Origin of the sequence: Echinicola soli (assembly GCF_006575665.1) — a bacterium.
Classification (GTDB): Bacteria; Bacteroidota; Bacteroidia; order Cytophagales; family Cyclobacteriaceae; genus Echinicola; species Echinicola soli.
Map to the genome: position 1 here is coordinate 1,973,910 of NZ_CP041253.1, position 26,630 is coordinate 2,000,539.

The following is a 26,630-nucleotide window of genomic DNA, read 5'->3' on the forward strand; positions in this document are numbered from 1 at the left end:
CGACCAAAGGGAGGAAGCAATCTCGTATTGTAGAAACAAGATTGCCGCGTCGTTCCTCCTCGCAATGACGATTTCTCTTACATCATTGCGATGATCCCTGTGGGAGAGGAAGCAATCCCATCTCGGGACTGCCACGTCGTCCCCGATATCCATGTGAGGCAGGCTGTTTCTCCTCTTCGAAGTGACGGTTTCTCACCTCGAACTGGCAATAACATTTTGAATCTAAATATCTATAAAATAAATGACAAAAGAAGGAAAGCTAAGGTTAGGGATTTTGGGCCTAGGGGAAGGGCGGAGCACCATATCTGCAGCCCTGAACAGCCAAAAAATCCAGTTGGTACAGATCTGTGACCGCAACGAGGAACTGTGCAAGCAGCGGGCCAAGGAATTTGATTTTCCGCATTTCACTACACGGTATGAAGACATGCTGGAAAATCCCGAAATCGATGCGGTTGGGATATATACCCCGGACAAGTTGCACGCCACCCATATCAAAATGGCCATGGAGCATGGCAAACATGTGGTTTGTACCAAGCCTTTGCTGGATGATCTTAAAGACGCCAAAGCATTGATTGAGCTGCAAGCGAAAACCGGTAAGCGTCTTTTTGTAGGGCAAAGCAGTCGGTTTTTTGAGCCCATGAAGCGGCAGCGGGCAGATTTTAAGAAGGGTCTTATCGGTGAATTGATCACCGTGGAGGCGTATTACCATGCGGATCATCGCTGGTTTTTGGAAAAGCCTTGGGCTTTGGAACCGGCTTTTAAGTGGCTATACGGCGGGTTGAGCCACCCGGTGGACTTTATTCGATGGTATTTGCCGGAGATCGAGGAAGTGATGGGCTATGGCATGCTCAGTACCAATGGCCAACATGGAGGATTGAAAAATCCAGATACGATGCACTTTATCTATAAGGCCAAGGACGGCCGAATCGCAAGGGTATCGGGAGCCTATACTGGGCCTGTGCAGCCAGCATTGAGGGACAGTGAAATGAGCTGTATCCTGCGAGGCACCGAGGGCAGCAGCCAGGGAGATTACATGGAATTGCGTTATGCGATCACAGACAATACGGGTGAGGAGCAGGTAGTGACCTGGGAGCACAAGTCCAAGCACTATTTCCGCTTTGAGGGGAAAAGCCACCATGCCGGGGAATACAATAATTACCTGGAGCACTTTGCCGACAGCATCAACTATGACTTTGTGGCCTATCCAGATCTGACAGAAGGCATTGGCACCATCGCTCTGCTAAAAACCATGGAGAAAAGCCTGAACACTGGCAAACCTGAAAAAGTGGCCGATGTCATTGCTGAATTTGGTCTGGGAAAATACCTGAAGAAATAGGTGAGATGTTATTCCGAGGAATAGCCTGTCCCGATACATCGGGAAGGAATCTCCTTTTGATATCGTTTCAGCTTAATAAAGATGCTTCCTTTCGTCAGCATGGCATAACACCTGTCATCTCGCCGCGGTGAGGGAATCTCATACGGATTTACGGAAAAAGATCCTTTCGCCTGTGGCGAATGACAAGCGGTTTGGATGGATGAAACCGCTTCAAATAGTGAAGAAGTAAGCGTGAATAATGTCAACAAGATTCAGAACGTGATGAAATGTCTTGAATCTCAATACTCACTACTAAAATTAACAACCATTTAACCAATTACAACCATGAGCAAAATTTTATCAGACGAACAATTAAACCAGTTTCAAGAGGAGGGGTTCTGTATTGTCAAAGATGTCATCCCCAAGGAATTATTAAAGCGACTACAGGAGGAGTGTCAGCGCTTTATGAAGGAAAAGGATGATGAAATGGACCGCAAGGGAGTGGAAGTAGACGAGATCAACCACAAGGGAAAGCGGTATTTTATCGCCCTTCGCTACAAAGATAGCGAAACCATGCAGGACCTGATCTTTGGTAAGCAGATGGAAGAGATTACCCGCAAAATCCTTGGAGATGACGTGTACCTCTTTTTAGAGCAGTTTGTCGTCAAAGCTGCGGATAAAGGCATGACTTTCAGCTGGCATCAAGATTCGGGTTACCTTGATTTTGAGCACAAGCCATATTTGTCAGTTTGGTGCCCTCTTGATGATGTCACAGAAGAGAATGGCACAGTTTACCTGCTGCCTTACAAGGATGCCGGTACCAAAAACAGAATTGACCATGAGCTACAAGAAGGAACCAATGATAAGGTGGGTTATTTTGGAGACAATCCAGGCGTGCCGGCCATCCTGAATGCAGGAGATGTAGCACTGTTTTCCAGCACCTGCTTCCACCGCAGCGGTTCCAATAAGACAGGGAAATCCAGAAGGGTGCTTTTGATCCAATACTCTGCAGAACCTATTATGAAAGGAGAAAAGCCGCTTTACTGGGCAGATCCCTTTGTTATCAATGGCGAGCGAAAAAAGGAAGTGCCGGCATAAAATACTAAAAGCGTCATTGCGAGGAAGAATGACGAAGCAATCTCATCTAAAGAAGACGAGATTGTTTCCTCTCTGCGGTCATCGCAATGACGTTTATTGAACAATTACGACCCAACAATACCCATGGAAATACATGAAATACTTCAACCGCTGGATTTTGCGGTGGTTGGTCTTTACTTGGTGACCCTGATAGGCATCGGCTATTGGGTGAGTTTTAAGAAAAAGCGAGATGCAAACGAAAACCTGTTTTTGGCCGGAAACTCTCTGGGATGGCCCAGCATCGGTTTTACCATGTGGGGCACTAACGTCGGCCCGTCCATGCTGATCGCCTCGGCGAGTATTGGCTATACCACAGGGGTGGTAGCGGGTAATTTTGCTTGGTATGCGTTTATCTTTATTTTCTTGCTGGCGGTGGTCTTTGCTCCACGGTATTTGGGGGCTCGGGTGCAGACCCTTCCGGAATTTATGGGCAAGCGCTTTGGCAATTCCACCCAGAATATCCTTGCTTGGTACACAATTGTAACGGTACTCATTAGCTGGTTATCCTTGACGCTGTTTGCAGGAGGGATTTTGATCCGTCAGATACTGGATTTGCCGCTTTGGCTTTCTGTGATTATCCTGATTCTTATTGCCGCTTTTTTTACGATTGCCGGAGGGCTCAAGGCCATTGCCTATACCAATGTGTTCCAGATGGTGCTGTTGATCGTTGTTTCATTAGTGCTGACCTTGACTGGATTGTACAAAGTAGGTGGTGTTGGAGAATTGATTGCGGCTACTCCTGGAGAATACTGGAACCTATTGTTGCCGGCGGATGATCCCAATTATCCGTGGATTGCCATTGCATTGGGATATCCAGTCATGGGGGTCTGGTTTTGGTGTACGGATCAGTCCATGGTACAGTCTGTCCTGGGCGCCAAAAACCTGAAGGCAGGTCAGCTGGGAGCCAATTTTACAGGCTGGCTAAAGATCTTGGATGTGGCTTTGTTTATCATCCCCGGGATCATTTGCTATGTCCTGTTTCCGGATCTTGACAATCCCGATGAAGCGTATATGACCATGGTGACCAAGCTATTTCCTGTAGGGATGACCGGGTTGGTCATGGCGGTGTTGATCGCAGCATTGGTGAGCACGATTGATTCTGCACTGAATGCGCTGAGCACTGTTTTTACCATGGATATTTATGTAAAAAAGTACAAGCCCGAAGCCAGCCAAAAGCAGATCGTGACGATCGGCAGGGTGGTGACCGTTTTGGGAGCTGTCATTGCTATTTTCCTGACCTTGGCCATTGACAGCATCAAAGGGCTCAATCTCTTTGATGTGTTCCAGTCCATCCTGGGATTCATTGCCCCGCCGATGTCGGTGGTATTTCTTTTTGGGGTGCTATGGAAGAAGACCACCACACGGGCAGCCAATACCGTTTTGCTCTTTGGAACCATCTTGAGTTTGGGGATTGGCGTCCTGTATCTCTGGGTGTTTCCTAATGCAGAGCATGCCTTTTGGCCGCATTTTCTGCTACTTTCATTTTATATTTTTGTGTTTTTGGCCGTATTGATTGTGGTGATCTCTTATGCCGAGCGAAACCGAAAAGATTTGCATGCAAGTACGTTGAATTACGGTGCGATCCCTAAGCTGCCCGGAACGGTAAAGTGGTTGTGGCTCGCCCTGATTGTCGTAATGGTGGTATTGTATGTGTTGTTTAACGGGAATTAGTATTAAGTTGCAAGATTTTAGACGTGAGATATGAGACTTGAGAGGAATGTACCGAGGGCTGTGCCCCGGTACGGGATATAGTCGAGCCTGTCTGCATCAGGTAGGCTTTTAGCTTGATATTAAGTACAAAGTACGAGGCACGAAGTAAGAAGACCGCGTTCCATCTATGTCTCAAGTTTAACATCTTATTTTATAGCTCATTACTCACCACTCATAACTCAAGACTGAACAAAGCAGGAATGTACAGGATAAAGGTCTGCCGATATCCATGCAGTTTTAAGAGAATTAACCTATAAGCCCAAATGGTCAGAGTAGATTCATGGGGGAGCATATCAGTGGACTTGTTGACCGTCGTCAGTGGGCAATTTCCAGCATATCCCTTGGATGAAGAGATCATCGGAAATATTGCGGATAATTTGAAAATAAAATGACCACTCAGAAGAAAAACAATAAACCTCAGATGGAAACCCGAAAATATACCATTCTCTTATTACTTTTTGTGATGTGCTTTGCTACTGTAAAGGCGCAGGAAAAAGCCCCTCAAGCCACTTGGATATGGTATCCAGGAGATTACGAGATTTGGCTGAGCAATAAAATGCAGGCCCGGAGAACTGAGCGGGGTGCTTTTTTGCCACCTTTGTGGCGGTATTACAGCCCTTATGCATTGGTGACCTTCAGAAAAGAATTTACGCTTCCTGCTGAAGATGAAATTTCCATCTTTACAGAAGGTCAGTTCAAACTTCAGATTGATGGAAAGCAGCAGCATGGATCTTCACAAAAAGTAACCATTCCTGCTGGCAAACATAGCATTGTCATTAAAGTATATAACCAAGAACGTGTGCCCGCAGTGTTTATTCAGGGTGACCATTTGGTGACAGATGAAAGCTGGAAGGTGACTTTTGAAGATAAGGAGTGGATTGATGAGACGGGAAAAGCTTCGGATCAGTCCGGGACCAACTGGGAAGCGGTAGGAACCTGGAATTTCAATACCCCCGATGATTTGCCCTCTGCGTTTAGGCTGGCCACCACACCACAATATGCCAAAGAAGTGACACCTGTAGGGGAGGGCGAATTGGTCGATTTTGGTAAAGAGACCTTTGGTTATATCCGATTCCATGGACTGAAGGGCGAAGGAAATGTCAATGTCTATTACGGGGAGTCGGAAGAAGAGGCCTTGGACAGTGCCTTTTGTGAAACCCTCGATTACCTGAGTTTTGATGGCCGTCAAGAAACTGAATATACGATCGAAAATTCCAAAGCCTTTCGCTATGTGCAGGTGCAGCATGATCCAGGAGTGAGCTACGATTCTGTTTCGATGCTTTATGAATACTTGCCTGTGGAATACCGTGGAGAATGGAACAGTTCGGATGAACTGTTGAATGAGATTTGGGATGTATCGGCTTATACCATGCATCTGAATACCCGCGAATTTTTTCTGGATGGCATCAAACGTGACCGTTGGATCTGGTCGGGGGATGCCTATCAGAGCTACCTGATGAATTACTACCTGTTCTTTGATAATGCTTCTGTTCGGAGAACACTGCTGGCATTGCGTGGCAAGGAGCCGGTTTCAAGTCATATGAACACCATTATGGACTATTCTTTTTACTGGTTTGTGGGGATATATGATTATTACCTGTATTCCGGTGATGAAGCATTTATCAAGAACTTTTACCCTCGAATGGTAAGTATGATGGACTTTTGCCTGGAACGAAGGAATGAAAACGGTATGATGGAAGGCCTGCCGGGAGATTGGATTTTCATCGACTGGGCTGATGGGCTGAGCAAGCAGGGAGAAGTGAGTTTTGAGCAGATGTTGCTGGCAAGAAGCCTGGAAGCCATGGCAGTAAGTGCGGAGATTGCCGGTGATCAGGAAGGGCATGAGAAATACCAAAAACTTGCAGATGAAATGAAAGCCAAGCTGTTTGAAGTGTTTTGGTCGGAAGACCGGCAGGCGATCATGCACCAGCGCGTCGATGGTAAAGTGCTCGATAATGTCACCCGCTATGCCAATATGTTCGGGATATTCTTTGATTACTTTTCCAATGACCAAAAGCAGTCCGTCAAACAGTCGGTTTTGCTGAACGACAATGTCCAAAAAATTACCACACCCTACATGCGGTTTTATGAGCTGGAAGCACTATGTGCCATGGGTGAGCAGGAATTTGTGCTGGATGAAATCAGGGATTACTGGGGGGGAATGCTGGATCTTGGGGCCACTTCTTTTTGGGAAAAATATGATCCGGGCGAATCCGGTGCCGAGCACTTGGCCATGTATGGAAGACCTTATGGTAAGAGCCTTTGCCATGCTTGGGGAGCCAGTCCTATTTACCTGTTTGGAAAATACTATTTGGGTGTAAAGCCCCTTTCGGCAGGCTATGAAACCTATGAAATCAGTCCTGTGCTGGGAGGTTTGGAATGGATGGAAGGGAAAGTGCCTACACCTGATGGTGATATTTCCGTGTATTGCTCCACCAAAGAGATCAAGGTCTCTGCTGATCATGGACAGGGCATCCTGAAGTTTAAAAGTAAGTCCAAACCGAAAACTGACCACGGTCAGATCAAGGCTTTGGGCAATGATGAATATGAATTGGTGATAGCCGCAGGGAAAGAATATATGGTGAAATATAAGGCGGTGAAGTAGTCCACGGATTTCGGGAACCGTCATTGTGAACATTGCGGTAGTGGAGTGAGGAGATTCCATCTTCGATAGATAAGATTGCTTCGTTCCGGAAAGCGATACGGGACAGGCTGTGGACAATAAGACATGAAATAAAAAGAATAAAAACATAATGATCAGATCAAGACGTATCAATAAGCTGTTTTTGGGACTGGTATCCATTTTTGCGATGTCAGGATTGAAAGCACAGGAAACGGAAACCCAATACCTGTCCGGCAAGGGCTATCAGGATACCAAAGAATGGGAATTTAAGATTTCCGGAGGAAGAAACAGTGGTGAGTGGAGCACGATCAGTGTGCCCTCTGTCTGGGAGCAAGAGGGTTTTGGGAAGTACCAGTATGGGATTAAATTTTACGGTAAGCCGTTTCCGGATGGGATTGCCGATGAAGTAGGCCAGTACAAATACACCTTTGACGTTCCCCGGGAATGGGAAAACAAGATCGTCAGAGTTGTTTTCGATGGCTCCATGACCGATACGGAAGTAAAGATCAACGGCCGGTCGGCAGGAGATAAACACCAAGGGGCATTTTATCGCTTCAAATACGATATTACAGACCTGCTGAAGTACGGAAAAGAGAATTTGCTGGAAGTTACAGTGAGCAAGGAATCCACAAATGCCAGTGTCAACCTGGCGGAGCGGAGGGCCGATTACTGGAATTTCGGCGGGATTTTCCGTCCGGTATTTTTGGAAGCTTTTCCGGCCAAATTCATTGATCGTACCGCGATAGACGCACAGGCAGATGGTGATTTCAGAGCAGAAGTCTTTTTGGGCAATGCCAGCTCAGAGGATATGAGAGTGGTGGCCCAAGTGACCGATGAGCAGGGAAAGGAAGTAGGGAAACCATTGGCGTCGAGTTTTACCGTAGGTGGCGATAAAGCCGTACTTAAAGGCCGTTTTGGAGATGTCAATCTCTGGACAGCTGAGACGCCAAACCTTTATCATATCCAATTTTCACTTTTTGATGGGGATGAGCTGGTGCACCAGACCGATGACCGTTTTGGTTTTCGCACCATTGAGTTGAAAGCCAGTGATGGCATTTATATCAATGGCCAGCGGGTGTTGATGAAGGGGGTGAACAAGCACAGCTTCTGGCCCGAATCAGGAAGGACATTGAACAAGGAACTCAATTATGCCGATGCCAGGCTGATCAAGGAAATGAACATGAATTCGGTGAGGCTTTCCCACTATCCATCCGATCCTGAGTTTTTGGATGCCTGTGATGAACTGGGTCTTTATGTGCTGCATGAGCTGGGCGGTTGGCATGGCCACTATGATGAGGCAATCGGGATGAAATTGGTAGAATCCTTGGTGACACGTGATGTAAACCATCCAAGTGTGATCTTCTGGGACAATGGCAACGAAGGTGGCTGGAATACTGCTCTGGATGATGAGTTTGCCAAATGGGATCCTCAAAACCGTCCTGTGCTGCATCCGCAGCAATTGCTCAGTGGTGTGGAGACGATGCACTATCGCTCCTATGGCGAGACGGAGGAATACTTCAGAGGTGACTATATCTTTATGCCGACGGAATTTTTACACGGTCTGTACGATGGCGGGCATGGTGCTGGCCTGTATGATTATTGGGAAATGATGCGCAAACATCCCCGAAGTGGTGGTGGTTTTCTATGGGTTTTTGCTGATGAGGGGATTGCCCGTACCGATCAGGATGGCCGTATCGATAATCAAGGCAACTTCGGAGCTGATGGCATTGTAGGGCCACACCATGAAAAAGAAGGTAGTTTCTTTACCATCAAGGAAGTCTGGTCACCAGTGATGGTGATGCACGAAGATCTATTGACGAGTGACTTTGATGGCGTTTTTGAAGTAGAAAACAGGTATGATTTCACCAATTTGAATGCCTGTACTTTCCAATGGTCCCTAGCGGAATTTTATGACCTGGAAGCAGGAAAAAGTGGACATAAGGTAACCAAATCTGGTGAAATGAAAGGCCCTGATGTGGCACCACATGAAGCGGGGAACTTGTCCATACCATTGCCGGCAAATTGGCAAGAGTCTGATGTGCTTTACCTAACCGCAAAGGATCCAGAAGGCAAGGAGCTTTGGACCTGGCATTTCACTTGGGATAAACCGCGTCAATATTTACAGGCCGGTTCAGGAGCAGTGGACCTGCAAGAGACTTCGTCAGGCTATGTGGTGACTTCGGGGAATTTGGAAATGGAGATTAGCAAAGAAAATGGACAAATAACCTCTGTTAAAGCTGCTGGTAAACGCATTTCTTTTGGGGGAGGACCACGATTTGTGGCTGCTAGAAGAGGTGACAGGACCCTGGATGGGACTATAAATCCGGACTTCGAAAAAGGAATGGACAGGATTTACAAAGAATTGGATTTGGAGCAAGAATTCAGGGGGATTACAGCAAAAAAAGAAGGGGGAAATGTGGTGGTTAAGGCACATTATTTTGGGCCGCTTCAGGAAGTGACCTGGTCAGTTCAGCCAGGCGGGTTGGTGCAGTTGGATTATGTTTATGAATACAATGGTGTCGTGGAATTGATGGGCGTGTCGTTTGATTATCCTGAGGACAAAGTAAAAGCGATCCGTTGGCTTGGAGAAGGGCCTTACCGTGTTTGGCAAAACCGTGTCCACGGTACCACACTGGATATCTGGGGGAACGATTATAACGACCCGATTCCCGGAGAATCTTTTGTCTACCCCGAGTTCAAAGGTTACTTTCATGATTGGCATTGGATGGCATTGCAGACTGAGGAAGGAGAGATCTTAATGGCCAATGACCAGCCGGATAATTACCTGGGCGTGTTTACTCCCAGGGATGGAAGGGATGCCCTTTTGTACACCCTGCCGCAGACGGGATTGGCCGTTTTCAATGTGATTCCCGGTGTCAGAAATAAGGTGAATGCCACCGACCTGGTAGGTCCTTCCTCCCAGCCACAATGGGTGAGCGGGCCGAAGGAAGGCAGGGTTTATTTTAAATTTAAGGCAAATTGATCGCAGCCCTTAATTGGGAGTCAGAGACTCCCAATTAAGGGTTCCGGGGCCTGTCCCGACTATCGGGATCAGAAACTTCGGAAAACCAGCGTCCCGCGCCTGTCTGCCCAAGCAGGTCAGAGACAGCGGGACAACCAACGATTTTCAAATCTTTCAATTTTCCAATGAAATGATAAAAAATACCAACGACGGAACGAACGTAACCCCTTATCTGAGGGTGGATATGAATTATGGGGGATGCAATGATTTGCCTGATTTTTCATCAGGGCCAAAAGGTGAAGATAGGGAGAAGCATGAGGCCATCAAGCAAGCGGGCTTTCAGGGGATTCAGGATGGAGACCCCACTCTCTGTAAGGAGCTGGGCTTGGAACTGACGGCCCATGCGAGAATGAATGCGGTGGGAGAGTTGGATGAGTTATTGCCCAAGTGGAAAGACGACGGGTATAACTGTGCCACGCTGCATGTAGGCTGGGGCATGGAAGATGACGATGAGGTGAACCGGCTGGTGGAATACGTGCTGAACAGCTCGGTAAAGTTTGATTTGCCCATTTATATCGAAACCCACCGAGCCACCATCACCCAGGATATGTGGAGGACAGTAGCGCTGACCAAACGCTTCCCGGAAGTGCGGTTCAATGGCGACTTTTCCCATTGGTATACCGGTCAGGAGATGGTCTATGGAGGGGTAGAGAATAAATGGGAATTTATCCAGCCGGTGTTTGACAGGGTGAGGTTCATGCATGGCAGGATCGGTAATCCAGGCAGCATCCAGGTGGATGCAGGGAATGGTGAAAACCAAAGCTATGTAGACCATTTCAAGGAAATGTGGACCAGGGCTTTTCAGGGCTTTTTGAATTCTGCGGAAACAGGGGATTATATCTGTTTTGCGGTAGAGTTGTTACAAGCTGATATTTTCTATGCCCGGACCTTCAAAAATGCCAATGGCCGGGAGCAAGAGGAGGGGGATCGCTGGCAACAGGCTTTGCTGTACAAGCGGTTGGCAGAAGAGTGCTGGAAAAAGGCAATGGAGAGAAGTAAGTATCAAGATGCTAGATGATAAACATTTAGAAACGGGAGGCTGTCTCACCCGCCTTGTCGGATCCCTTCCGGATCAGAATAACCTGCCCCGTATGACTATCGGGGACATACGATTCCAATTTATGAGACAATCTCTTTTGAGATCGAGGTGTTTGCAATTCGTGTTTTTTTCCATGTCCAGATTTCTGATTTTTCTTCCCTTTTTCCAAATACTTTTGTAGAAAAATTTGAAAGCTTAAATTTAGTATATTTACTAAATAGTTTGGGTTTGATCGGTTATACTTAGTTTATTATATAGAAAAACAAGAGACTTTAACTAAGTTCAGGGAAGGGCAAAAACACAATTTATGATTACATACATAAAGATAAATGGCTTCAAATCATTTCATAATTTTGAAATGGAATTCACCCCTTTTACAATTATAGCGGGAGCAAATGCATCAGGTAAAAGTAATCTTTTTGACGCACTTATGCTCTTGTCAAGATTGGCTGAGGTAGATTTGAGGACAGCTTTTTCTGAGCAAAGGGGGAATGCGATAGAGCTTTTTACCATGTATGATGAAGGTATTTATTCCAAAACAATGGATTTCACCGTAGAAATGCTCTTGAATAGAAAAGTAAAAGATAAATGGGGAGGAGAAGAGAATTTAAATAATACACGGTTAAGATATAATCTAAGTATTAGTAGAAAAGAGAATAGGCTAGGTTTTGAGGATTTGTTTATAACACATGAAAGTTTGGAGAAAATCAGGCCTTTGGAAGATAAATGGCAAAAGAAATTTGAAGATGCCAGTATTTTTTCTAGAACATTAAGAGCTGGTGGTTCAAGAGAACCTTTTATCAAAACGACAAAAGAAGGAGAAAAAGTTGCAATAAAGATCAGGCAGGATGGAAAACAAGGAGGGAAAGTCACGCCAGCGGATACCATTTCACAAACTGTTTTGGGAGGAATAGTAAATGTTGATTTCCCCCATGTTTACGGCGCAAAAGAAGAGATGTTATCTTGGAAATTTCTTCAATTGAATCCGAAGCATTTGAGTGAGCCAACGAATCAGGAACCTGGAATAAAGGATGAAATTACGTCAAGTGGAGCAAATTTAGCTTCAACTTTGTATCGGGTTTCTTTAGAAGATGGGGTGGCAATTAGAGAAATTTCAAGGAAACTGAATTCCTTTTTACCTAATTTCACCAGGGTAAATATTATTGATGATAAACCCAATAGGCAATATATCATTAAACTGAAAGGAGTAGATGGAAAGGAATATTCATCAAGAGTTTTGTCAGAAGGCACATTGAGACTGTTGGCACTATGTGTACTTGAGCAAGATCGAAGACATACCGGCTTATTGTGTTTTGAGGAACCTGAAAACGGAATTCATCCTTATCGTTTACAGACGATGCTTGATCTGCTTAAGGATTTGACCGCTGATTTTAAAGAAACCGAAATGCCCTTAAGGCAGGTTATTGTTAATACACATTCCCCTGTTTTGATAAACGAAATAATAAAATGGAATGATAGTGGATTAGTATCAGTTAATTTTTCTGAAATCAGGACAAATATTGTTAATACGGAATATGGTAAGAAGAAGCTAAATGCTACCCGAATACTTCCTGTGATTAAAGATATTTCAACTCAGGAGACTATTGGATTTTCTTCTGCTGATAGAAAGCTCACAATTGCTACCGTTAAAAAATACTTGGAAACAGTTGATTTTGATGAATCTACAAGTCTTGTTAACAAATTATGATACAATTTTTATAGGACTTTTTACTGAGGGGACTACAGATCTAAGATTCTTGAAAAATGTAGTAAAAAAAGCTTTCGTCGATATTGGCTTTATGGAATGTAGCAGTGAGATGGAATTTGATATTAAGGAGGTCAGAATCGATAAATCTGGGTTGGATTTCAATACTCAAGTTTTAAATGCTTCAAGATATGGTGTTGACAATTATGGAATATCGATATTGTGTGTACATTCAGACGCTGATTCACCAAATAAGATCTTGGCCAATCAAAAGGTATCAAGAGCTCTTGAAAATTTGAAGAATTCTCAAGAGGAGTGTTGTGAAATAATTACACCGATTATTCCTGTTCGAATGACCGAAGCGTGGATGATAGCTGATAAAGATTTGTAAAAATATCATTTAGGTACGGATAATGCAGATAGCTTGCTAGGACTACAACGGAGACCAGAAATGTATGCAGATCCTAAGGAAGCCATAAGAGGTGCTATTCGAATCGCATTTGAAGGGAAGCCCAGGAGGAGAAAAAATGAAATTGAGATTTCTGATTTGTATCAAATAATAGGAGCTGAAATAGAACTGGAAAGGTTAAGGAATTTACCATCTTATAAAGATTTCGAAAATGCAATTCGGCATAGTTTAGCTGAATTAGGTTATTTGGCGAAAAAATAGAACACAATCATTTACTGAGTTTGATCCTGTAACACTGTTAAAATCATTGATGGAGGAATACCATTTAAAAGCACAGGATCTGGTTGGAATTCTTGGTTTTTCCAAAGGCTCTGTTTCAAAAATCCTGAATTACCACAAAGGGCTTTCCAAAGAAACCATAAGGAAATTGTCCGCTTAAATAAACGCGATTTAAAATACCGTCATAGCGAGGAAGTATAGCCTGTCCCGAGCTATCGGGAACGTGGCAATCCCGTATTAAGAAAACGAGATTGCTTCACTCCGTTGCTCTGCATTCGCAATAACGGATTTATACTGATTTTATAATCTACACATTCCTATTGCTACATTAAAGAGAAATATGCTTACCAAAACCACCTGGAAATCTCTCATCTTCCAGAAATATTGCTTGGTCCTCAAAATGTGCTAAAAAGGAGGCAAGCGAAAAAGTTGAGGGCATGAATCCCTTTATTTTAAAAGGATTTCTTTTTTGTTTTTTTTGCCACAAAGATTCTAAGGCCCAAAGCTGTTTGTTTTCCATGAAATTTGGAATCCGCCTACAAAAAACTTCGTGTCTTGGCGACTTCGTGGCGACATACCAAATGAATATAAATCTTCTCCCGCCCCCAGAAATATTGCTTGATCCCTTTTATCCTGAAAATAGAACCAGAAGTTATTGGTGATATTCAGGAAGGGATCGATTGGTATGACCAAAAACAACCAGGTCTGGGGAACAAAATTTTTTAAAGAAGTAAATAGTTTTTTCAACAAGTTACAGAACAATCGTAACCTCCTTATAAAGTACATATTTCATTGACGGGTTTGATCGCATAGCTTTGTGGAAAAAGCAAAAGTGATGAACCTAGAAGAAGAAATGGCCGCCCTGGTCGAAGAGTTTAAAACGACCGGTCTAACGCAGAAGACCTTCAGTGCACAAAAGGGGATCGGTTATCCCAAGTTTAATTATTGGTACCGAAAGCTGGAGGGGGAACACTCCCGGGAACCCACTGGTTTTCTACCGGTCCGTACCCGGGGCAGCAGTCTTCCAGCAGAGACAGTGGAAGTGGTCTATCCGAACGGGGTAAAGCTGCGGGTGCCTGGCGGGGACCTATCGCTGTTGTCGAACCTGATCAAACTCTACTGATGTTTTCACTGGGCTCCCAGCACCAATATTTCCTGTACCGCAGCCCGGTGGACATGCGCAAAGGATTTAATGGGCTTTACGGGATGGTCATCAATGAACTGGACCGGGACCCGGTTTCCGGGGAGGTGTTCGTCTTTGTCAACCGCAACCGCAACCTGATCAAACTCCTGCACTGGGAGAAGGGCGGTTTCGTGGTCTATTATAAACGCCTGGAAAAAGGCACTTTCCTGCTCCCGGAGGAGCGGGACGACGGCGTGTTGGAATGGCCCGAACTGGTGCTGATGGTCGAGGGCATCCAGGTGGACGGCTACCGGCAGCGTCCCCGCTACACCCCCGGTTGATTTTTTTACTGACCGGTGTTCAGCTTTTTGGAGCCGTATGCGCTCCTATTCGCTCCATCAGGTGTTTTTTGAAGTGAAATGGCCGAAACCATCCCTTGAGGGCTTTTTCCACAGGGGATGTGGAAAAAAAGTTCATGGTTTTATAAGCGGGAGGCTTTATTTTCGGGCATGTCAAAGCCACTCGATCAGTTGACCAAAGCCGAACTGCTTGCCCTTTTGGAGCAAAGGGAGCAACAGGTGGCCGACCGTGAGCGGGTGATAGCCGAGAAGGAACGTATCCTGGCCGAGAAAGAAGCTTATGAGAAGCAGCTGTTGGCGATGATCGAGAAGTTCAAGCGCATGTCCTTTGCCCAGAAGCGGGAGCGCTTCGAGGGGAACAAAGACCAGATGGACCTGCCCTTTGAGCCTACCCAAGAGCAGGAGCGGCAACAGCAGGAGGAGTTCTCCCGCAAGGTGGAATACATCCGCAGGAAACGCCCCACCCATACGGGCAGACAACCCTTGCCCGACCATCTCCCTACAGAAGAGATCGAGATCCATCCGGAAGGCGATCTTACCGGCATGGAGTGTATCGGCAAAGAAGTGACCGAAGAGTTGGACTATATCCCTGCCCAATATATCCGCAGAAGGTATATCCGTTACAAATATGCACCAAAAGACAAGTACAGCAGTGCCGGGGTAAAGATCGGCCTGTTACCGGAAAGGGCCATCCCGAAGGGCATCCCGGGTTACGGACTGCTCACCGACATCCTTACAAGGAAATACCTGGAACATATGCCGCTGTACCGGCAGGCGCAGCGGTTCAAACGGGAAAAGATCCCCATAGCGCCCACCACACTTGAGGGATGGGTGAAACAGGGCCTGGAAAAACTCGAGCCCCTGTACGATTGCCTGGTGGCCGACACCAAGGCCATGGGCTATCTTATGGTGGACGAGAGTACCATACGGGTATTGGACGGCGACAAGAAGGGCGCCTGCCATACAGGCTACTATTGGGTGTACCATAATCCCCTGGAAAAAACCGTACTGTTCGATTACCGGCCTACCCGGGGAAAGGAAGCCCCCAGTGCCATCCTGGAAAATTTTAAGGGCTACCTGCAAAGTGACGGGTATGCCGTATATGAACACTACGCCGACAATAAGGAGGTCACCCACCTGGCCTGCTGGGCGCATGCCAGGCGGAAGTACTTTGAGGCCTTGGTGGAGAACAAAAAGCTGGCTTCCGAAGCCCTGGGCTTTATCGGCAAGCTCTACGATGTGGAAAGAAAGGCCAAGAAGCTGAACCTATCTGCCGAAGACCGTAAAAAGCTCCGTTTGGATGAGGCATTGCCGGTGATCAACAAAATGTCCGAATGGATCAAGAAGCAGCTGCCCAAGGCCCTGCCCAAAAGCGAGCTGAGAAAAGCCCTGTTCTACTCGGCAAACAGATGGGCCGAGCTGTCCAACTACCTGTATGACGGGGAACTGGAGATCGACAACAACCCCGTAGAGCGAGAAATCAGATCCATGGTGGTCGGCCGGAAGAACTACCTGTTTGCCGGTTCCCATAAAGCGGCCCAAAGGGCGGCCATGATCTATTCCTTCTTTGGGATATGCAAGCTACATGACGTGAATCCCCAGCAGTGGCTCGAACATGCGCTGAGAAATATCATGACCATCAACCATAAAAACATCCGGGACTTATACCCACAAAACTTCAACCACACAACACGGGGTTAATAGGGCGGTTACGAACAATCCATATTATCAAATCAGGTACGATAACGTTTGTTGTTTGCCGCTCAAAAAATTCCTCTAAATGATTCATTTTACAGTGGACAAACAAAACAAGCAAGTGATCATCAGGGCAGTTTATAATACCAAACAAAATCCTAAAATCTGGACTAAAAGGGAAAAGTAATAGCATAAATTCCTTTGATATTCCTCAATTTCTAGCATAAAAAAATTATTGCTATTAAGTGCATTATGAATGCTGGCTCACGAAGTCCTCATTTCAAATGAGGATTAGCGCAATTTTTCAATATTAAAATCTTCCAATTTCCCAACCCTTAAAACTTTAAAAAACTCCCAATATCCTAACTTTTGTAACCTTCCAACATTTTAACCCGGATTATACCTTAGGAATCGTAGTAGCCTGTCCTCCCGAAATCCTTCGGGACAGGCTGGCGGATATCGGAAAGAGCTGAACGTGCAAGAAAATCAGTTGGTTTGGAGGAGTGAGCGTAGCACCGCTACGGTGTACCCTGTCTGGCCGCCAGGTAAATCCGAAAACTAAAGCGTAGCGGCTGATTTTGAAGCAATTTCAGGTCGCAACACTTGTGCGCCGCGGCGTAGATAGGTTTCGGGTTTAACTTTTAAACCTGAACCCCATGATACTACAGGAAGGTATTTCTGTTGAGGAAAGTAACTTTATCATTGGATGAAGAATTTGCGGCAACGATCACGGACTGTGGTCTGTGGACTGACAATAATTGCCAATTAGACCAATGATTGACCATGTTTATAAAAAAGTATTACGAGGAGTTTGAACTTGAGGAGAGCAGGGAGACGCTTGGCCGGACCATCACCGAAACGGATATTGTGATGCATGCTGGGCAGACGGGAGATTTTTTTCCCCACCACATGGATGCAGAATGGTGCAAAACCCAGCCGTTTAAAGTGCGTATTGCCCATGGAACCCTGATCTTTTCTGTGGCTGTGGGGATGACAGCACAGGTAATCAACGAAGTGGCCATGACCTATGGCTATGAAAGGCTCCGCTTTACCAAACCTGTTTTTATTGGTGATACGATCCGTGTGAAGGTTTCGATAAAAGATAAAAAAGATCACAAAAGACCGCAATTTGGCCTTGTCACGGAGCTGGTGGAGGTGTTTAACCAGAAGGATGAATTGGTAATGCTTTGTGAGCACATACTGCTCACTGAAAAGAAGGAGGTAGGCTGATCCCGTTTAGGTAGTATTATACAGAGGATTGCTAAAAGCCAAAGATGCAGAGAGTTTTTAGCCTAAGGAATTGCGCTTTTGACACGAGGCTTTCTGCTTTCATCTCAATCGAAACCAATTCAACAGGCCGACAAAAAATAAAAATAACACAACCATGGCAAAGAAAATATTAAAAGGAATGACCTGGGGGCATTCAAGGGGGATTTCTCCCTTGCAGGCGTTTGCCCAGCGGTTTAATCAGCTGTATCCTGATACTGAAATACAATGGCGGCAGCGGACATTACAGGAGTTTGCTGATTATCCCATTGAGAAATTGACGGAGAGTTATGACCTGTTGATCATTGACCATCCCTGGGTGGGCTGTGCGGCAGCGACCAATTGTGTGCTTCCGTTGGACGAGTATTTACCGGCGGATTTTTTGGCCAATCAGGCAGAAAACCATGTTGGTCGGTCACACCAGAGTTATCATTACGGAGGACACCAATGGGCGTTGGCGATCGATGCGGCTACACCGGTGCCGAGCTATAGGAAAGACTTGCTGGAAGAACAAAATGCGACAGTACCAAAGAGTTGGAATGAGGTAATGGCTTTGGCGAAGAAGGGGAAAGTGGCGGCTCCGGCCATTCCAATAGACCTGCTGATGAACTTTTACATGTTTTGCCAGGCACATGGTCAGGAGCCTTTTCTCAGTAGCGAAGAGGTGATAGACAAAGACACAGGGCTGAAAGCATTGGAAACCATGAAGGCATTTTATAGTCTGTTGGACAGAAAATTGTTTGATGCCAATCCTATCAGGGTGGCGGAATACATGTCCATGGGGGATGATTATTGGTACTGCCCTTTTGCCTATGGCTATTCCAATTATGCCAGGGATGGCTATAGTAAGCATTTGTTGACCTATGGCAATTTAGTGGATTTTGCCCCCGGTAATAGATTAAGGAGCACCATCGGAGGAACAGGACTGGCTGTTTCGGCCTTTAGTGAACACCAAGAGGAAGCATTGCTGTTTGCGCAAATGATCATGTCCGAAAAATACCAATCCACAGAGTATGTCCTCAATGGCGGCCAACCAGGCCATCGCAAAGCATGGCTCAGTGAACAGGCCAATGGCATCTCGCATAATTACTTCAAAAACACCTTGGAATCCCTGGATGCTTCCTATATGCGTCCACGGTATAATGGTTACCTGCATTTTCAGGACCATGCAGGAGATCCTATCAGGGAATATATGATGGGGGCAGGAAGCCCAGAGACAGTCCTTGACCGCATCAATGAAATTTATCAAGTCTCCCAGCGACCTGTTGCCCATGAGTCCTGAAAACAAAAAAGGCCTCAAACGCTTGCCCCTGGAAGGAGTGATGGTACTAGAGTTTTGTCAGTACCTCTCAGGGCCTTCGGCGGGATTACGATTAGCAGACTTAGGTGCGCGGGTTATTAAGGTGGAAAATCCCGGTAAGGGAGATCTTTGCCGGATCTTACCCATCAAAAACCAATGGGTCGGGGAGGATTCCCTGCTATTTCATACCATTAACAGAAATAAAGAAAGCTATACGGCCAACTTGAAATCAGAAACTGAACAGGCCGGTGTAAAGCAGCTCATCCAAAAAGCGGATGTGCTGATGCACAATTTTCGCCCGGGGGTGATGGAGAAACTGGGGCTGGGATACCAACAGGTAAAAGCCATCAATCCTGCCATAGTATTTGCTGAAATCAGTGGGTATGGAGAAGCAGGTCCCTGGGCAAAAAAGCCAGGGCAAGACCTGTTGCTACAGGCCATGAGTGGTTTGATGTACACCAGCGGCGACCAATCGCATGGCCCTGCGCCATTTGGATTGGCGATCGGTGACATGTTATGTGGTGCGCAGGCGGTGCAAGGGATTTTGGCAGGTTTGGTGCATCGGAAGAGGACAGGTAAAGGCAGCCGAATTACATTGAGTTTGCTGGAGTCCTTATTGGATATGCAGTTTGAGGTGCTGACGACCTACTTTGCCAGTGGAAAGCGACCGCTTCGGTCAGCGGTGAACAATGCGCACCCTCTATTGGGTGCACCTTACGGGGTTTATCCCACCAAGGACAGTCACTTGGCCATTGCGATGATCCCCATTTGGCCACTTCGGGAGGCATTGGATTGTGCCGGTCTGGAGGAGTTTGATCAGTCGAAGGTGTTTTCGCATCGCGACGAGATCAAGCAGGTATTGGCTGATTATCTCAAGACCGAAACGACCGATCATTGGTTGACAAAACTCAGAGAAAGTGGCCTTTGGGCCATGGATGTAAAGGATTGGAAAGCACTCAAGAAAACGGAAGGCTATCAACATGCGCGGCTGGAACAGGAACTTAAATTGGCCGATGGGCAGCGCATCCGCACCACCCGTTGTCCGATCCAGATCGATGGGGAGGTGCTTTTCAGTGAAAGACCTGCTCCGGGATTGGGAGAACATACAGCATCGATTAAAGAGGAATTTAAGTGATCTTATAGCACGCAGATGACACTGATGAAGCAGATAACGCAGCATCCATTTTGGTGGCCATACTGCCGATCGTCGACCAATAACTCAATAACCAGTAACGATTAATCAGTAACCAATAACTTACCATGCAATTACAACAAAGAATCCACGCTCCCCTAACCCCTAAAGGGGCAACCTGTCCACGCAGGAATAAGGGTCAGAAAGGAGTATGTAGCTACCACCGAACAGTGGACTGCGGACAGTAGACTGTCGACCGATAACCCAATAACCAGTAACGATTAACCAATAACTCACCCATGCAATTACTAGAAGGAATAACAGTCATCGATTTTTCCCAGTTTTTGTCAGGGCCATCGGCGAGCCTGCGGCTGGCGGACCTGGGAGCCAGAGTGATCAAAGTAGAGAAACCCGGGACAGGAGACATTTGCCGGCAACTGTATGTGTCTGAAGTGAAAATTGCGGAGGAGTCCACCATTTTCCATACCATCAACAGAAACAAGGAGAGTTTCACCGCGGATCTGAAAGATCCTGAAGATCAAAAAGTCATTTGGAAGCTGATCCAAAAGGCCGATGTGGTGATGCATAATTTCCGTCCCGGCGTGATGAAGCGATTGGGGTTTGATCATTCATCGGTAAAAGCGCGGTTTCCCCAGGTGATCTATGCTGAAATCAGCGGCTACGGCCAGGATGGGCCGTGGGAAGGGTTGCCTGGCCAGGACTTGTTGTTGCAGGCATTGACAGGCCTACCTTATCTCAATGGGGAACAGGACAAGGCGCCGGTGCCAATGGGGATTTCTGTGGTGGATATTCTGGCAGGTACCCAATTGGCACAAGGAATTCTGGCCGCCCTTTACCGCAAAGAGGAAACTGGGCAGGGAGCCTTGGTGCAGGTAAGCATGCTGGAATCGGCTATGGATTTCCAGTTTGAGGTATTTACCACATTCCTGAATGACGGCGAGGAGCTTCCCCAGCGAAGTAAGGCCAATCATGGTCATTGCTATGTGGCCGCACCATATGGAGTTTATGCTACCGCAGACAGTTATTTGGCTTTGGCCATGGGGAATATATTGACATTGGGGGAGTTATTGGGCTGTGAAGAACTTGCCGTCTTTGCCGATCCCAAAAGCTGGTTTGATCAGCGGGATGAAATCAAGGCTTTGCTGGCTGAACATTTGACCAATCAAGATACGCAGCACTGGCTGGATATTTTAGAACCTGCGGATATTTGGTGTGCGAAAGTGCTGGACATGGAAGCGATGATGGAAGAAGATGGATATCAAGTCCTAGAGATGGAGATGGAGGTGAAAACCACCAAGGGTGATCGAATCAAAACCACCCGTTGTCCTATCCGGGTCAATGGTCAGGGACTGAAATCCGAAAGAGGAGCCCCTTTTCTGGGAGAGCATAATGACGCTATTGTTCGTGAATTTGGCTTGGATGCCCGGTGATGAAGTATGAAGGGGGAAGTACGAAGATAGAAGTACGAGGTACAAAGTAGGAAGATAGAGTAAAGAGCCAAGAGTAAAAAAGTAAGACAAAAGATATCAAGTGTAAGAGGGGAGTATTATGAAAGAGCAAAATACTAAGAGGGATGATAGCAGAAATAGACACGGCTTGCACTAACCCCCTAGGGGTGAAATCCCTCGTTACCCGTCGTGGCGTATCAGAGACAGCGGGACAACAGAGGAAGGATGACGAAGCAATTCCTAGTCCTTTCCCGTCACTGCGAGGAAGTATAGCCTGTCCCGAGCTATGGGGAACGCGGCAGTCCCGTCTTAAGAATACGAGATTGCTTCCTCCCTCCGGTTGTTGCAATGACGCGTTTATGTAATATTTTGATTAAAGAAAAGCAATGAACATTATAGATACACATATTCACATTTGGGATTTTGAGAAGGCAGCATATAGCTGGCTGGAAAATGACACTTCTATCCTGAATCAAAATTACCAATTGGAAGACCTTGAGGTGGAGCGGAAAGCAGCAGGTGTGACCACCGGTATACTGGTCCAGGCAGCCAATAATTTTGAGGATACCAACTGGATGCTGGAAGTGGCTGCTGCCAATGACTGGATCAAGGGAGTGGTGGGTTGGTTGCCTTTGATGGATCCTGCGGCGACAGCAAAGGCTTTGGAAGACCATTATCTTAACAACCCCTATTTCAGTGGTGTGCGTCACCTTATCCATGACGAGTCAGATCCAAAGTGGTTGTTGCAGCCAGCAGTGCTGGAAAGTTTACAGCTTTTGGCCGATCATAACCTTACTTATGATTTGGTGGGCGTACTGCCGGAACACATTGATACTGCACTAAAGGTGGCCGAAAAAATTTCCGATCTGAAAATGGTCTTTGATCACCTGAATCAACCACCGATCAAGGAGGGGCTACATTTTGGCGAGTGGGGCAATAAAATGCGCGAGGCTGCAGAGCATCCACAATTCCATGTCAAAATCTCAGGGATGGGCACTACTTCGGGAAAGCCTTTCGAATGGGGACGGTATGATATTCTGCCTTATGTCGAATTTGTACTGGACACTTTTGGGATGCAGCGTTGCTTTTGTGGAGGAGACTGGCCCGTGTCCCTACTGGCAGGAAGCTATGAATATTCCTGGAAACGCTATCGGGAAGTGTTGGATACCCTTTTGTATGAAAAGGAGCAGTCCAAGGTGTTGTACGGGAATGGGCTGGAATTTTATGGGATCAAATGAGGGTAGAGAGTATCAAGTAGTGAGCTATGAGTATTGAGACATGAGAATAACGTCCCCGAAAGTTTCGGGGCAGGTTATTTCGAACGCAGAGCAAGGGAGTGAAGTAATCTCCTTCTCTTTAGACGAGACTGCCTCATCGTTCCTCCCTGCTTGGCTTCAGACAAGCCTGCTTGGCTTCAGACAAGTCTGTTTGGCACCAGACAAGCCTGCTTGGTCACAGCTCTCGCTATAGCAAAAGTCCGGAGGAGTTTGAAAGGAATTGGTCAACACTTTCATCTAATGAAAGATCAATTATTACTATGGTTTGACAATGAAATCTAATAATTAATCCGGTCAACTATAATCAGGGAAGTACAATTTGTTCCTCCCCGCCGCGGTGGGGAGGTTAGGTGGGATAGTGCAGATATTAAAAATATAAGGTTGAGTCGGGAGACTCAGTCTTTGTGCTCCCGCGTCAGAGCCGGCGGGACAACGCTAAGACGTGGTTGTACCGGGGAGTAGAGAATAGCTATATGCTAAACTTGAGATTTAGCAGGGTATGATTATATAATCCCAGCGGAGTGTAAGATCCATCGCCACGGGTTTTAACCCCTGGAAAAGAAGGTTTGTCCCAGCGTTTATGGAAATTATTATAGTAAATTATTTAAAATCAGTTAATTATATACGGTAAAGAAGAGTGTAGAGACGAAAGATAGGAGCTGATGGCTGCCCCAACGCGTGATCTTAGGAATCTTTTAATTTTTCAATCTTCAAATCTTTAAATTTAAAATAACCTAAAATGAGTGTAATTGGTGGAGTAATGTTTCATGCTGTGGGGGCTTCCTTTGCGGCACTTTGTTATACGCCGCAAAAAAAAGTGACCAATTGGTCCTGGCAGACGTATTGGTTGGCACAGGCATTTTTCTGCTGGTTTCTACTGCCGATAGTGGGAGCTTGGTTGACGATTCCTGAGCTGATGAAAGTATTGGAAGAGGCTCCGACAGATGCAATGTGGAAGGCCTTTGGTTTAGGAATGGCTTATGGTGTAGGAGGTACCGCATTTGGCATTGCCATTCGTTATATTGGTTTTTCGCTTACCTATGCCATTTCGATTGGGATTTCTTGTGTCGTAGGTACTTTACTGCCTCCTTTGGTGAAGGGAGAATTGTCGGCGGTACTACAGCAGGAAGGTGCCAGCTGGATTGTGATCGGAATGGTCTTAGGAGTGCTTGGGATAGCGCTGTGTGGACTGGCAGGACGGTACAAGGAATTGGACTTGGCCAAGCTCGACAAGAGCGCTGAATCCAATTTTTCAGTTTCGAAAGGATTGCCCCTTTGTATTTTGGCGGGAGTGCTTTCTGCCTTGTATGGGTTTTCCATTGACCAGGGTCAGCCCATCGCAGATGTTGCCGTGAAATACGGTGCAGGAGGCTTTCAGAGCAATGTGATCTATATTTTTTCCAATACGGGAGCATTTATCGTGACCCTCGCTTATTGCCTGTCGCTTCACCGGAAGCAGAGGACGTTCGGGGAATTCACCGAGAGGGCCAAATCTCCTTTGACCAAAAATTACCTGTTTGCCATCATGACGGGGCTAATGTGGTATTCGCAGTTTTTCTTTTATGGATTGGGGCATGTCCAGATGGGAGATTATAAGTTTACCAGTTGGGCGGTACACATGATTATGCTGGTGATGTTCAGCACCGTGGCAGGGCTAGTGATGAAAGAATGGATTCATGCCAAAGGCAAAACGATTTGGGCCTTGGTGTTGGCCTTGGCGGTATTGCTGGTTGCTGTCTTGGCACTGACAGTGGGGAATGCCATCGGAGGGTAGTGTGTTTCTCGCGGAGGCCCAGAGAATTTACATTTTCGGAAAAGTAATTTTTTTCACATTTTAATGTACATTCGAAAGTAAACAATGATTAATATAAACGTCATTGCGAACAAAATGAAAACGGAGTGAAGCAATCTCCTATTTAAAAGCGAGACTGCCGCGTCTTTCCGCAGGTCGTTCTCGCAGTGACGTTTAGGAAGAAAAAGTAATATGAAAATACAAGTAATCGGTGCAGGAGGAATTGTGAAGGATGCGCATCTGCCGGCGTATCGGTTAGCTGGTTTTGACGTGGCAGGAATTTTTGATCTCAATAAGCAAAAGGCCGAGGCGTTGGCCGGAGAGTTTGCCATTCCCGCAGTCTACGCTTCTGTTGAGGAGCTGGTACGACAAGCGGCTGAGGATACCGTATTTGACGTTGCCGTGCCGGGAAATGCTGTATTGGGCATATTGGAAAAATTACCTGATGGAGCAGTGGTCTTGATCCAAAAACCGATGGGGGAAAACCTGGAAGCTGCCAAAGCCATTTTGGCGCTTTGCCGCAGAAAAAAGTTAAAAGCTGGAATTAACTTCCAGATGCGCTATGCACCGTATATCCAAAAGGCAAGGGAGATCATCACTTCCGGACAAATTGGTGAACTCTGTGATATAGAGATCAAAATCAATGTTTATACGCCATGGCATCTCTGGGATTTTTTGTTTTCTGCCAAAAGAGTGGAAATCCTATACCACAGTATCCATTACGTGGATTTGATCCGCTCATTCTATGGCAATCCCAAAAAAGTGTACGCCAAAACCATCAAGCATCCAAAGATGGCCAAATTGGCTTCTGTCAAAAGTAATGTCATCATGGATTATGGTGATAGGAAAGGAGCCAATATCCTGACCAATCATGCCCATGAATTTGGACTAAAACACCAACAATCCTATGTGAAATTTGAGGGAACCAAAGGAGCTGTTTTAATAGAAATGGGCCTGCTGAAAAATTACCCAAAAGGAACAGCGGATAAATTTGAATATGTGGTGTTGGAAGAGGGGAAGGAGCCGCAGTGGAAAGAAGTACCTATCGAGGGGACATGGTTTCCGCATGCATTTATTGGTTCCATGGCCGAAATGGAAAAAACATTGGAAAATCCTGGTTACCTGCCCGACAACAGCGTAGAAGACTGTATCCACACCATGGCCTGCGTGGAGGCGGCCCATCTGTCCAGCGAAGAAGGAGGGGTGGAGCTTTAAAAATGAGGATTAGTTAGGTTTTGGCTAGGGCAAACGCATTTAAAAATGGGGCATAAGCCCAAAAATATTCCGCTAACGCAGGCTGAAAGCCCAGCTCAGTTCTTCCATCTAGCCAAACAATATGCACGGGAATACCTTTACCTGGTAGCAGCGTCCCGCTTTTCAGGCAAACCAAATAATATTCCGATAATTTTACAACATTTTTCCCGATACTAACTTAGTATGACGTTTAACTAACCGGGATTGCTTCACTCCGCTACCACTGCGTTCGCAATGACGGTTTATTTACGTCATTGCGAGGAGCCTGCGACGTGGCAATCCCGTCTTAAGAATACAAGATTGTTTCCTCCCTCCGGTTGTCGCAATAGCCTGCCCCGATACTATCGGGGACGGAATGACATCGAATTCATAGTCAACTTAGGTTTAACCAGGAAGATTTTTAGCTGGCCTTACAGGCCGCAGATAGTCCCTTTATTACCTACATTAGCCCAATGTGTTTCATTGGGCTGGATTAAAAAAAATGTTGTATAAATCACAATTTCTAATTCGTTGTTATCCCGACTTGAGGAGGGATCTCAATTTTAAATAAGAGATTTCTTCCCGATGGAAGTCGGGACAGGCTCTACCGTCGAAATGACGGTCGTGTTCTGATATAGCCTCAAAATAGTCCCCAACCGAATGCCAATTTTCAAATCTTTCACTTTTTTGAATTACCCAATCAAACAAGCAGGTAAGTTCAGGATGCTGATATAAAGTGTCTTAG

21 protein-coding genes are annotated in these 26,630 nt (G+C 46.0%); 20 read left to right on the forward strand and 1 reads right to left on the reverse strand.

The genetic code is table 11. The features are described 5' to 3' along the window. The first annotated feature begins 241 nt into the window (after positions 1 to 241). From FKX85_RS08010 to FKX85_RS08050, 10 genes are all read left to right on the forward strand, one after another. On the forward strand, positions 242 to 1,336 hold the full coding sequence (locus tag FKX85_RS08010; RefSeq protein WP_141614237.1) for a Gfo/Idh/MocA family protein: 1,095 nt from the start codon (positions 242 to 244) through the stop codon (positions 1,334 to 1,336). Between the two features lie 324 nt (positions 1,337 to 1,660). Further along, positions 1,661 to 2,413 (forward strand): phytanoyl-CoA dioxygenase family protein, encoded by a 753-nt coding sequence (locus FKX85_RS08015; RefSeq protein ID WP_141614238.1) that lies wholly within the window; start codon positions 1,661 to 1,663, stop codon positions 2,411 to 2,413. 123 nt (positions 2,414 to 2,536) lie between these two features. Further along, positions 2,537 to 4,123 carry a sodium:solute symporter family transporter gene (locus FKX85_RS08020; RefSeq protein ID WP_141614239.1) on the forward strand — a complete coding sequence of 529 codons (1,587 nt, stop codon included), beginning with the start codon at positions 2,537 to 2,539 and terminating at the stop codon, positions 4,121 to 4,123. 302 nt (positions 4,124 to 4,425) lie between these two features. Beyond that, the gene (locus tag FKX85_RS21755; protein ID WP_262711627.1) at positions 4,426 to 4,554 is read left to right on the forward strand and encodes a hypothetical protein; all 129 of its coding nucleotides are present in this window, start codon (positions 4,426 to 4,428) and stop codon (positions 4,552 to 4,554) included. Next, the gene (locus tag FKX85_RS08025) at positions 4,551 to 6,767 is read left to right on the forward strand and encodes an alpha-L-rhamnosidase-related protein (protein WP_229239798.1); all 2,217 of its coding nucleotides are present in this window, start codon (positions 4,551 to 4,553) and stop codon (positions 6,765 to 6,767) included. Before FKX85_RS21755 ends, FKX85_RS08025 begins: the two co-directional genes overlap by 4 nt. 148 nt (positions 6,768 to 6,915) lie before the next feature. Further along, positions 6,916 to 9,768, forward strand: coding sequence for a glycoside hydrolase family 2 TIM barrel-domain containing protein (locus FKX85_RS08030; protein ID WP_141614240.1), 2,853 nt, complete (start codon positions 6,916 to 6,918; stop codon positions 9,766 to 9,768). Positions 9,769 to 9,937: 169 nt separating this feature from the next. Further along, the gene (locus FKX85_RS08035) at positions 9,938 to 10,825 is read left to right on the forward strand and encodes a hypothetical protein (RefSeq protein ID WP_141614241.1); all 888 of its coding nucleotides are present in this window, start codon (positions 9,938 to 9,940) and stop codon (positions 10,823 to 10,825) included. A 328-nt stretch (positions 10,826 to 11,153) separates the two neighbouring features. Beyond that, on the forward strand, positions 11,154 to 12,554 hold the full coding sequence (locus tag FKX85_RS08040; protein WP_141614242.1) for an AAA family ATPase: 1,401 nt from the start codon (positions 11,154 to 11,156) through the stop codon (positions 12,552 to 12,554). Further along, entirely contained in the window at positions 12,523 to 12,942 is a 420-nt protein-coding gene (locus tag FKX85_RS08045) for a DUF4276 family protein (protein ID WP_141614243.1), read from the forward strand. Before FKX85_RS08040 ends, FKX85_RS08045 begins: the two co-directional genes overlap by 32 nt. 60 nt (positions 12,943 to 13,002) lie before the next feature. Further along, positions 13,003 to 13,221, forward strand: coding sequence for a hypothetical protein (locus FKX85_RS08050; RefSeq protein WP_141614244.1), 219 nt, complete (start codon positions 13,003 to 13,005; stop codon positions 13,219 to 13,221). A 346-nt stretch (positions 13,222 to 13,567) separates the two neighbouring features. Here the strand turns inward: FKX85_RS08050 and FKX85_RS08060 are convergent, their stop codons facing one another. Continuing rightward, positions 13,568 to 13,759, reverse strand: coding sequence for a hypothetical protein (locus FKX85_RS08060; RefSeq protein ID WP_141614245.1), 192 nt, complete (start codon positions 13,757 to 13,759; stop codon positions 13,568 to 13,570). A 315-nt stretch (positions 13,760 to 14,074) separates the two neighbouring features. Between FKX85_RS08060 and tnpA the strand changes: the two genes are divergently transcribed. The 10 genes from tnpA (at position 14,075) to FKX85_RS08110 (ending at position 25,867) form a co-directional block, all read left to right on the forward strand. Further along, positions 14,075 to 14,362: an IS66 family insertion sequence element accessory protein TnpA gene (gene tnpA / locus FKX85_RS08065; RefSeq protein WP_141614246.1), complete on the forward strand. Its 288-nt coding sequence runs from the start codon at positions 14,075 to 14,077 to the stop codon at positions 14,360 to 14,362. After that, complete coding sequence (gene tnpB / locus FKX85_RS08070) at positions 14,362 to 14,703, forward strand: IS66 family insertion sequence element accessory protein TnpB (protein WP_141613661.1); 342 nt, start codon at positions 14,362 to 14,364, stop codon at positions 14,701 to 14,703. Before tnpA ends, tnpB begins: the two co-directional genes overlap by 1 nt. 168 nt (positions 14,704 to 14,871) lie before the next feature. Continuing rightward, on the forward strand, positions 14,872 to 16,422 hold the full coding sequence (gene tnpC, locus FKX85_RS08075) for an IS66 family transposase (RefSeq protein ID WP_141614247.1): 1,551 nt from the start codon (positions 14,872 to 14,874) through the stop codon (positions 16,420 to 16,422). 777 nt (positions 16,423 to 17,199) lie between these two features. Continuing rightward, the gene (locus tag FKX85_RS08080) at positions 17,200 to 17,646 is read left to right on the forward strand and encodes a MaoC family dehydratase (protein WP_141614248.1); all 447 of its coding nucleotides are present in this window, start codon (positions 17,200 to 17,202) and stop codon (positions 17,644 to 17,646) included. A 154-nt stretch (positions 17,647 to 17,800) separates the two neighbouring features. Then, positions 17,801 to 18,964 (forward strand): ABC transporter substrate-binding protein, encoded by a 1,164-nt coding sequence (locus FKX85_RS08085; protein ID WP_141614249.1) that lies wholly within the window; start codon positions 17,801 to 17,803, stop codon positions 18,962 to 18,964. Continuing rightward, positions 18,918 to 20,117 (forward strand): CaiB/BaiF CoA transferase family protein, encoded by a 1,200-nt coding sequence (locus tag FKX85_RS08090; protein WP_229239799.1) that lies wholly within the window; start codon positions 18,918 to 18,920, stop codon positions 20,115 to 20,117. The genes FKX85_RS08085 and FKX85_RS08090 overlap by 47 nt, the downstream gene beginning before the upstream one ends. A 296-nt stretch (positions 20,118 to 20,413) precedes the next feature. Next, positions 20,414 to 21,565, forward strand: coding sequence for a CaiB/BaiF CoA transferase family protein (locus FKX85_RS08095; RefSeq protein ID WP_141614250.1), 1,152 nt, complete (start codon positions 20,414 to 20,416; stop codon positions 21,563 to 21,565). 404 nt (positions 21,566 to 21,969) lie between these two features. After that, a complete protein-coding gene (locus tag FKX85_RS08100) occupies positions 21,970 to 22,821 on the forward strand; it encodes an amidohydrolase family protein (protein ID WP_141614251.1) in 852 nt (283 codons plus the stop codon). A gap of 778 nt (positions 22,822 to 23,599) precedes the next feature. Further along, positions 23,600 to 24,634, forward strand: a complete 1,035-nt coding sequence (locus tag FKX85_RS08105; RefSeq protein ID WP_141614252.1) for an L-rhamnose/proton symporter RhaT — start codon at positions 23,600 to 23,602, stop codon at positions 24,632 to 24,634. A 210-nt stretch (positions 24,635 to 24,844) separates the two neighbouring features. Further along, positions 24,845 to 25,867, forward strand: a complete 1,023-nt coding sequence (locus FKX85_RS08110) for a Gfo/Idh/MocA family protein (protein WP_141614253.1) — start codon at positions 24,845 to 24,847, stop codon at positions 25,865 to 25,867. Positions 25,868 to 26,630 lie beyond the last annotated feature (763 nt).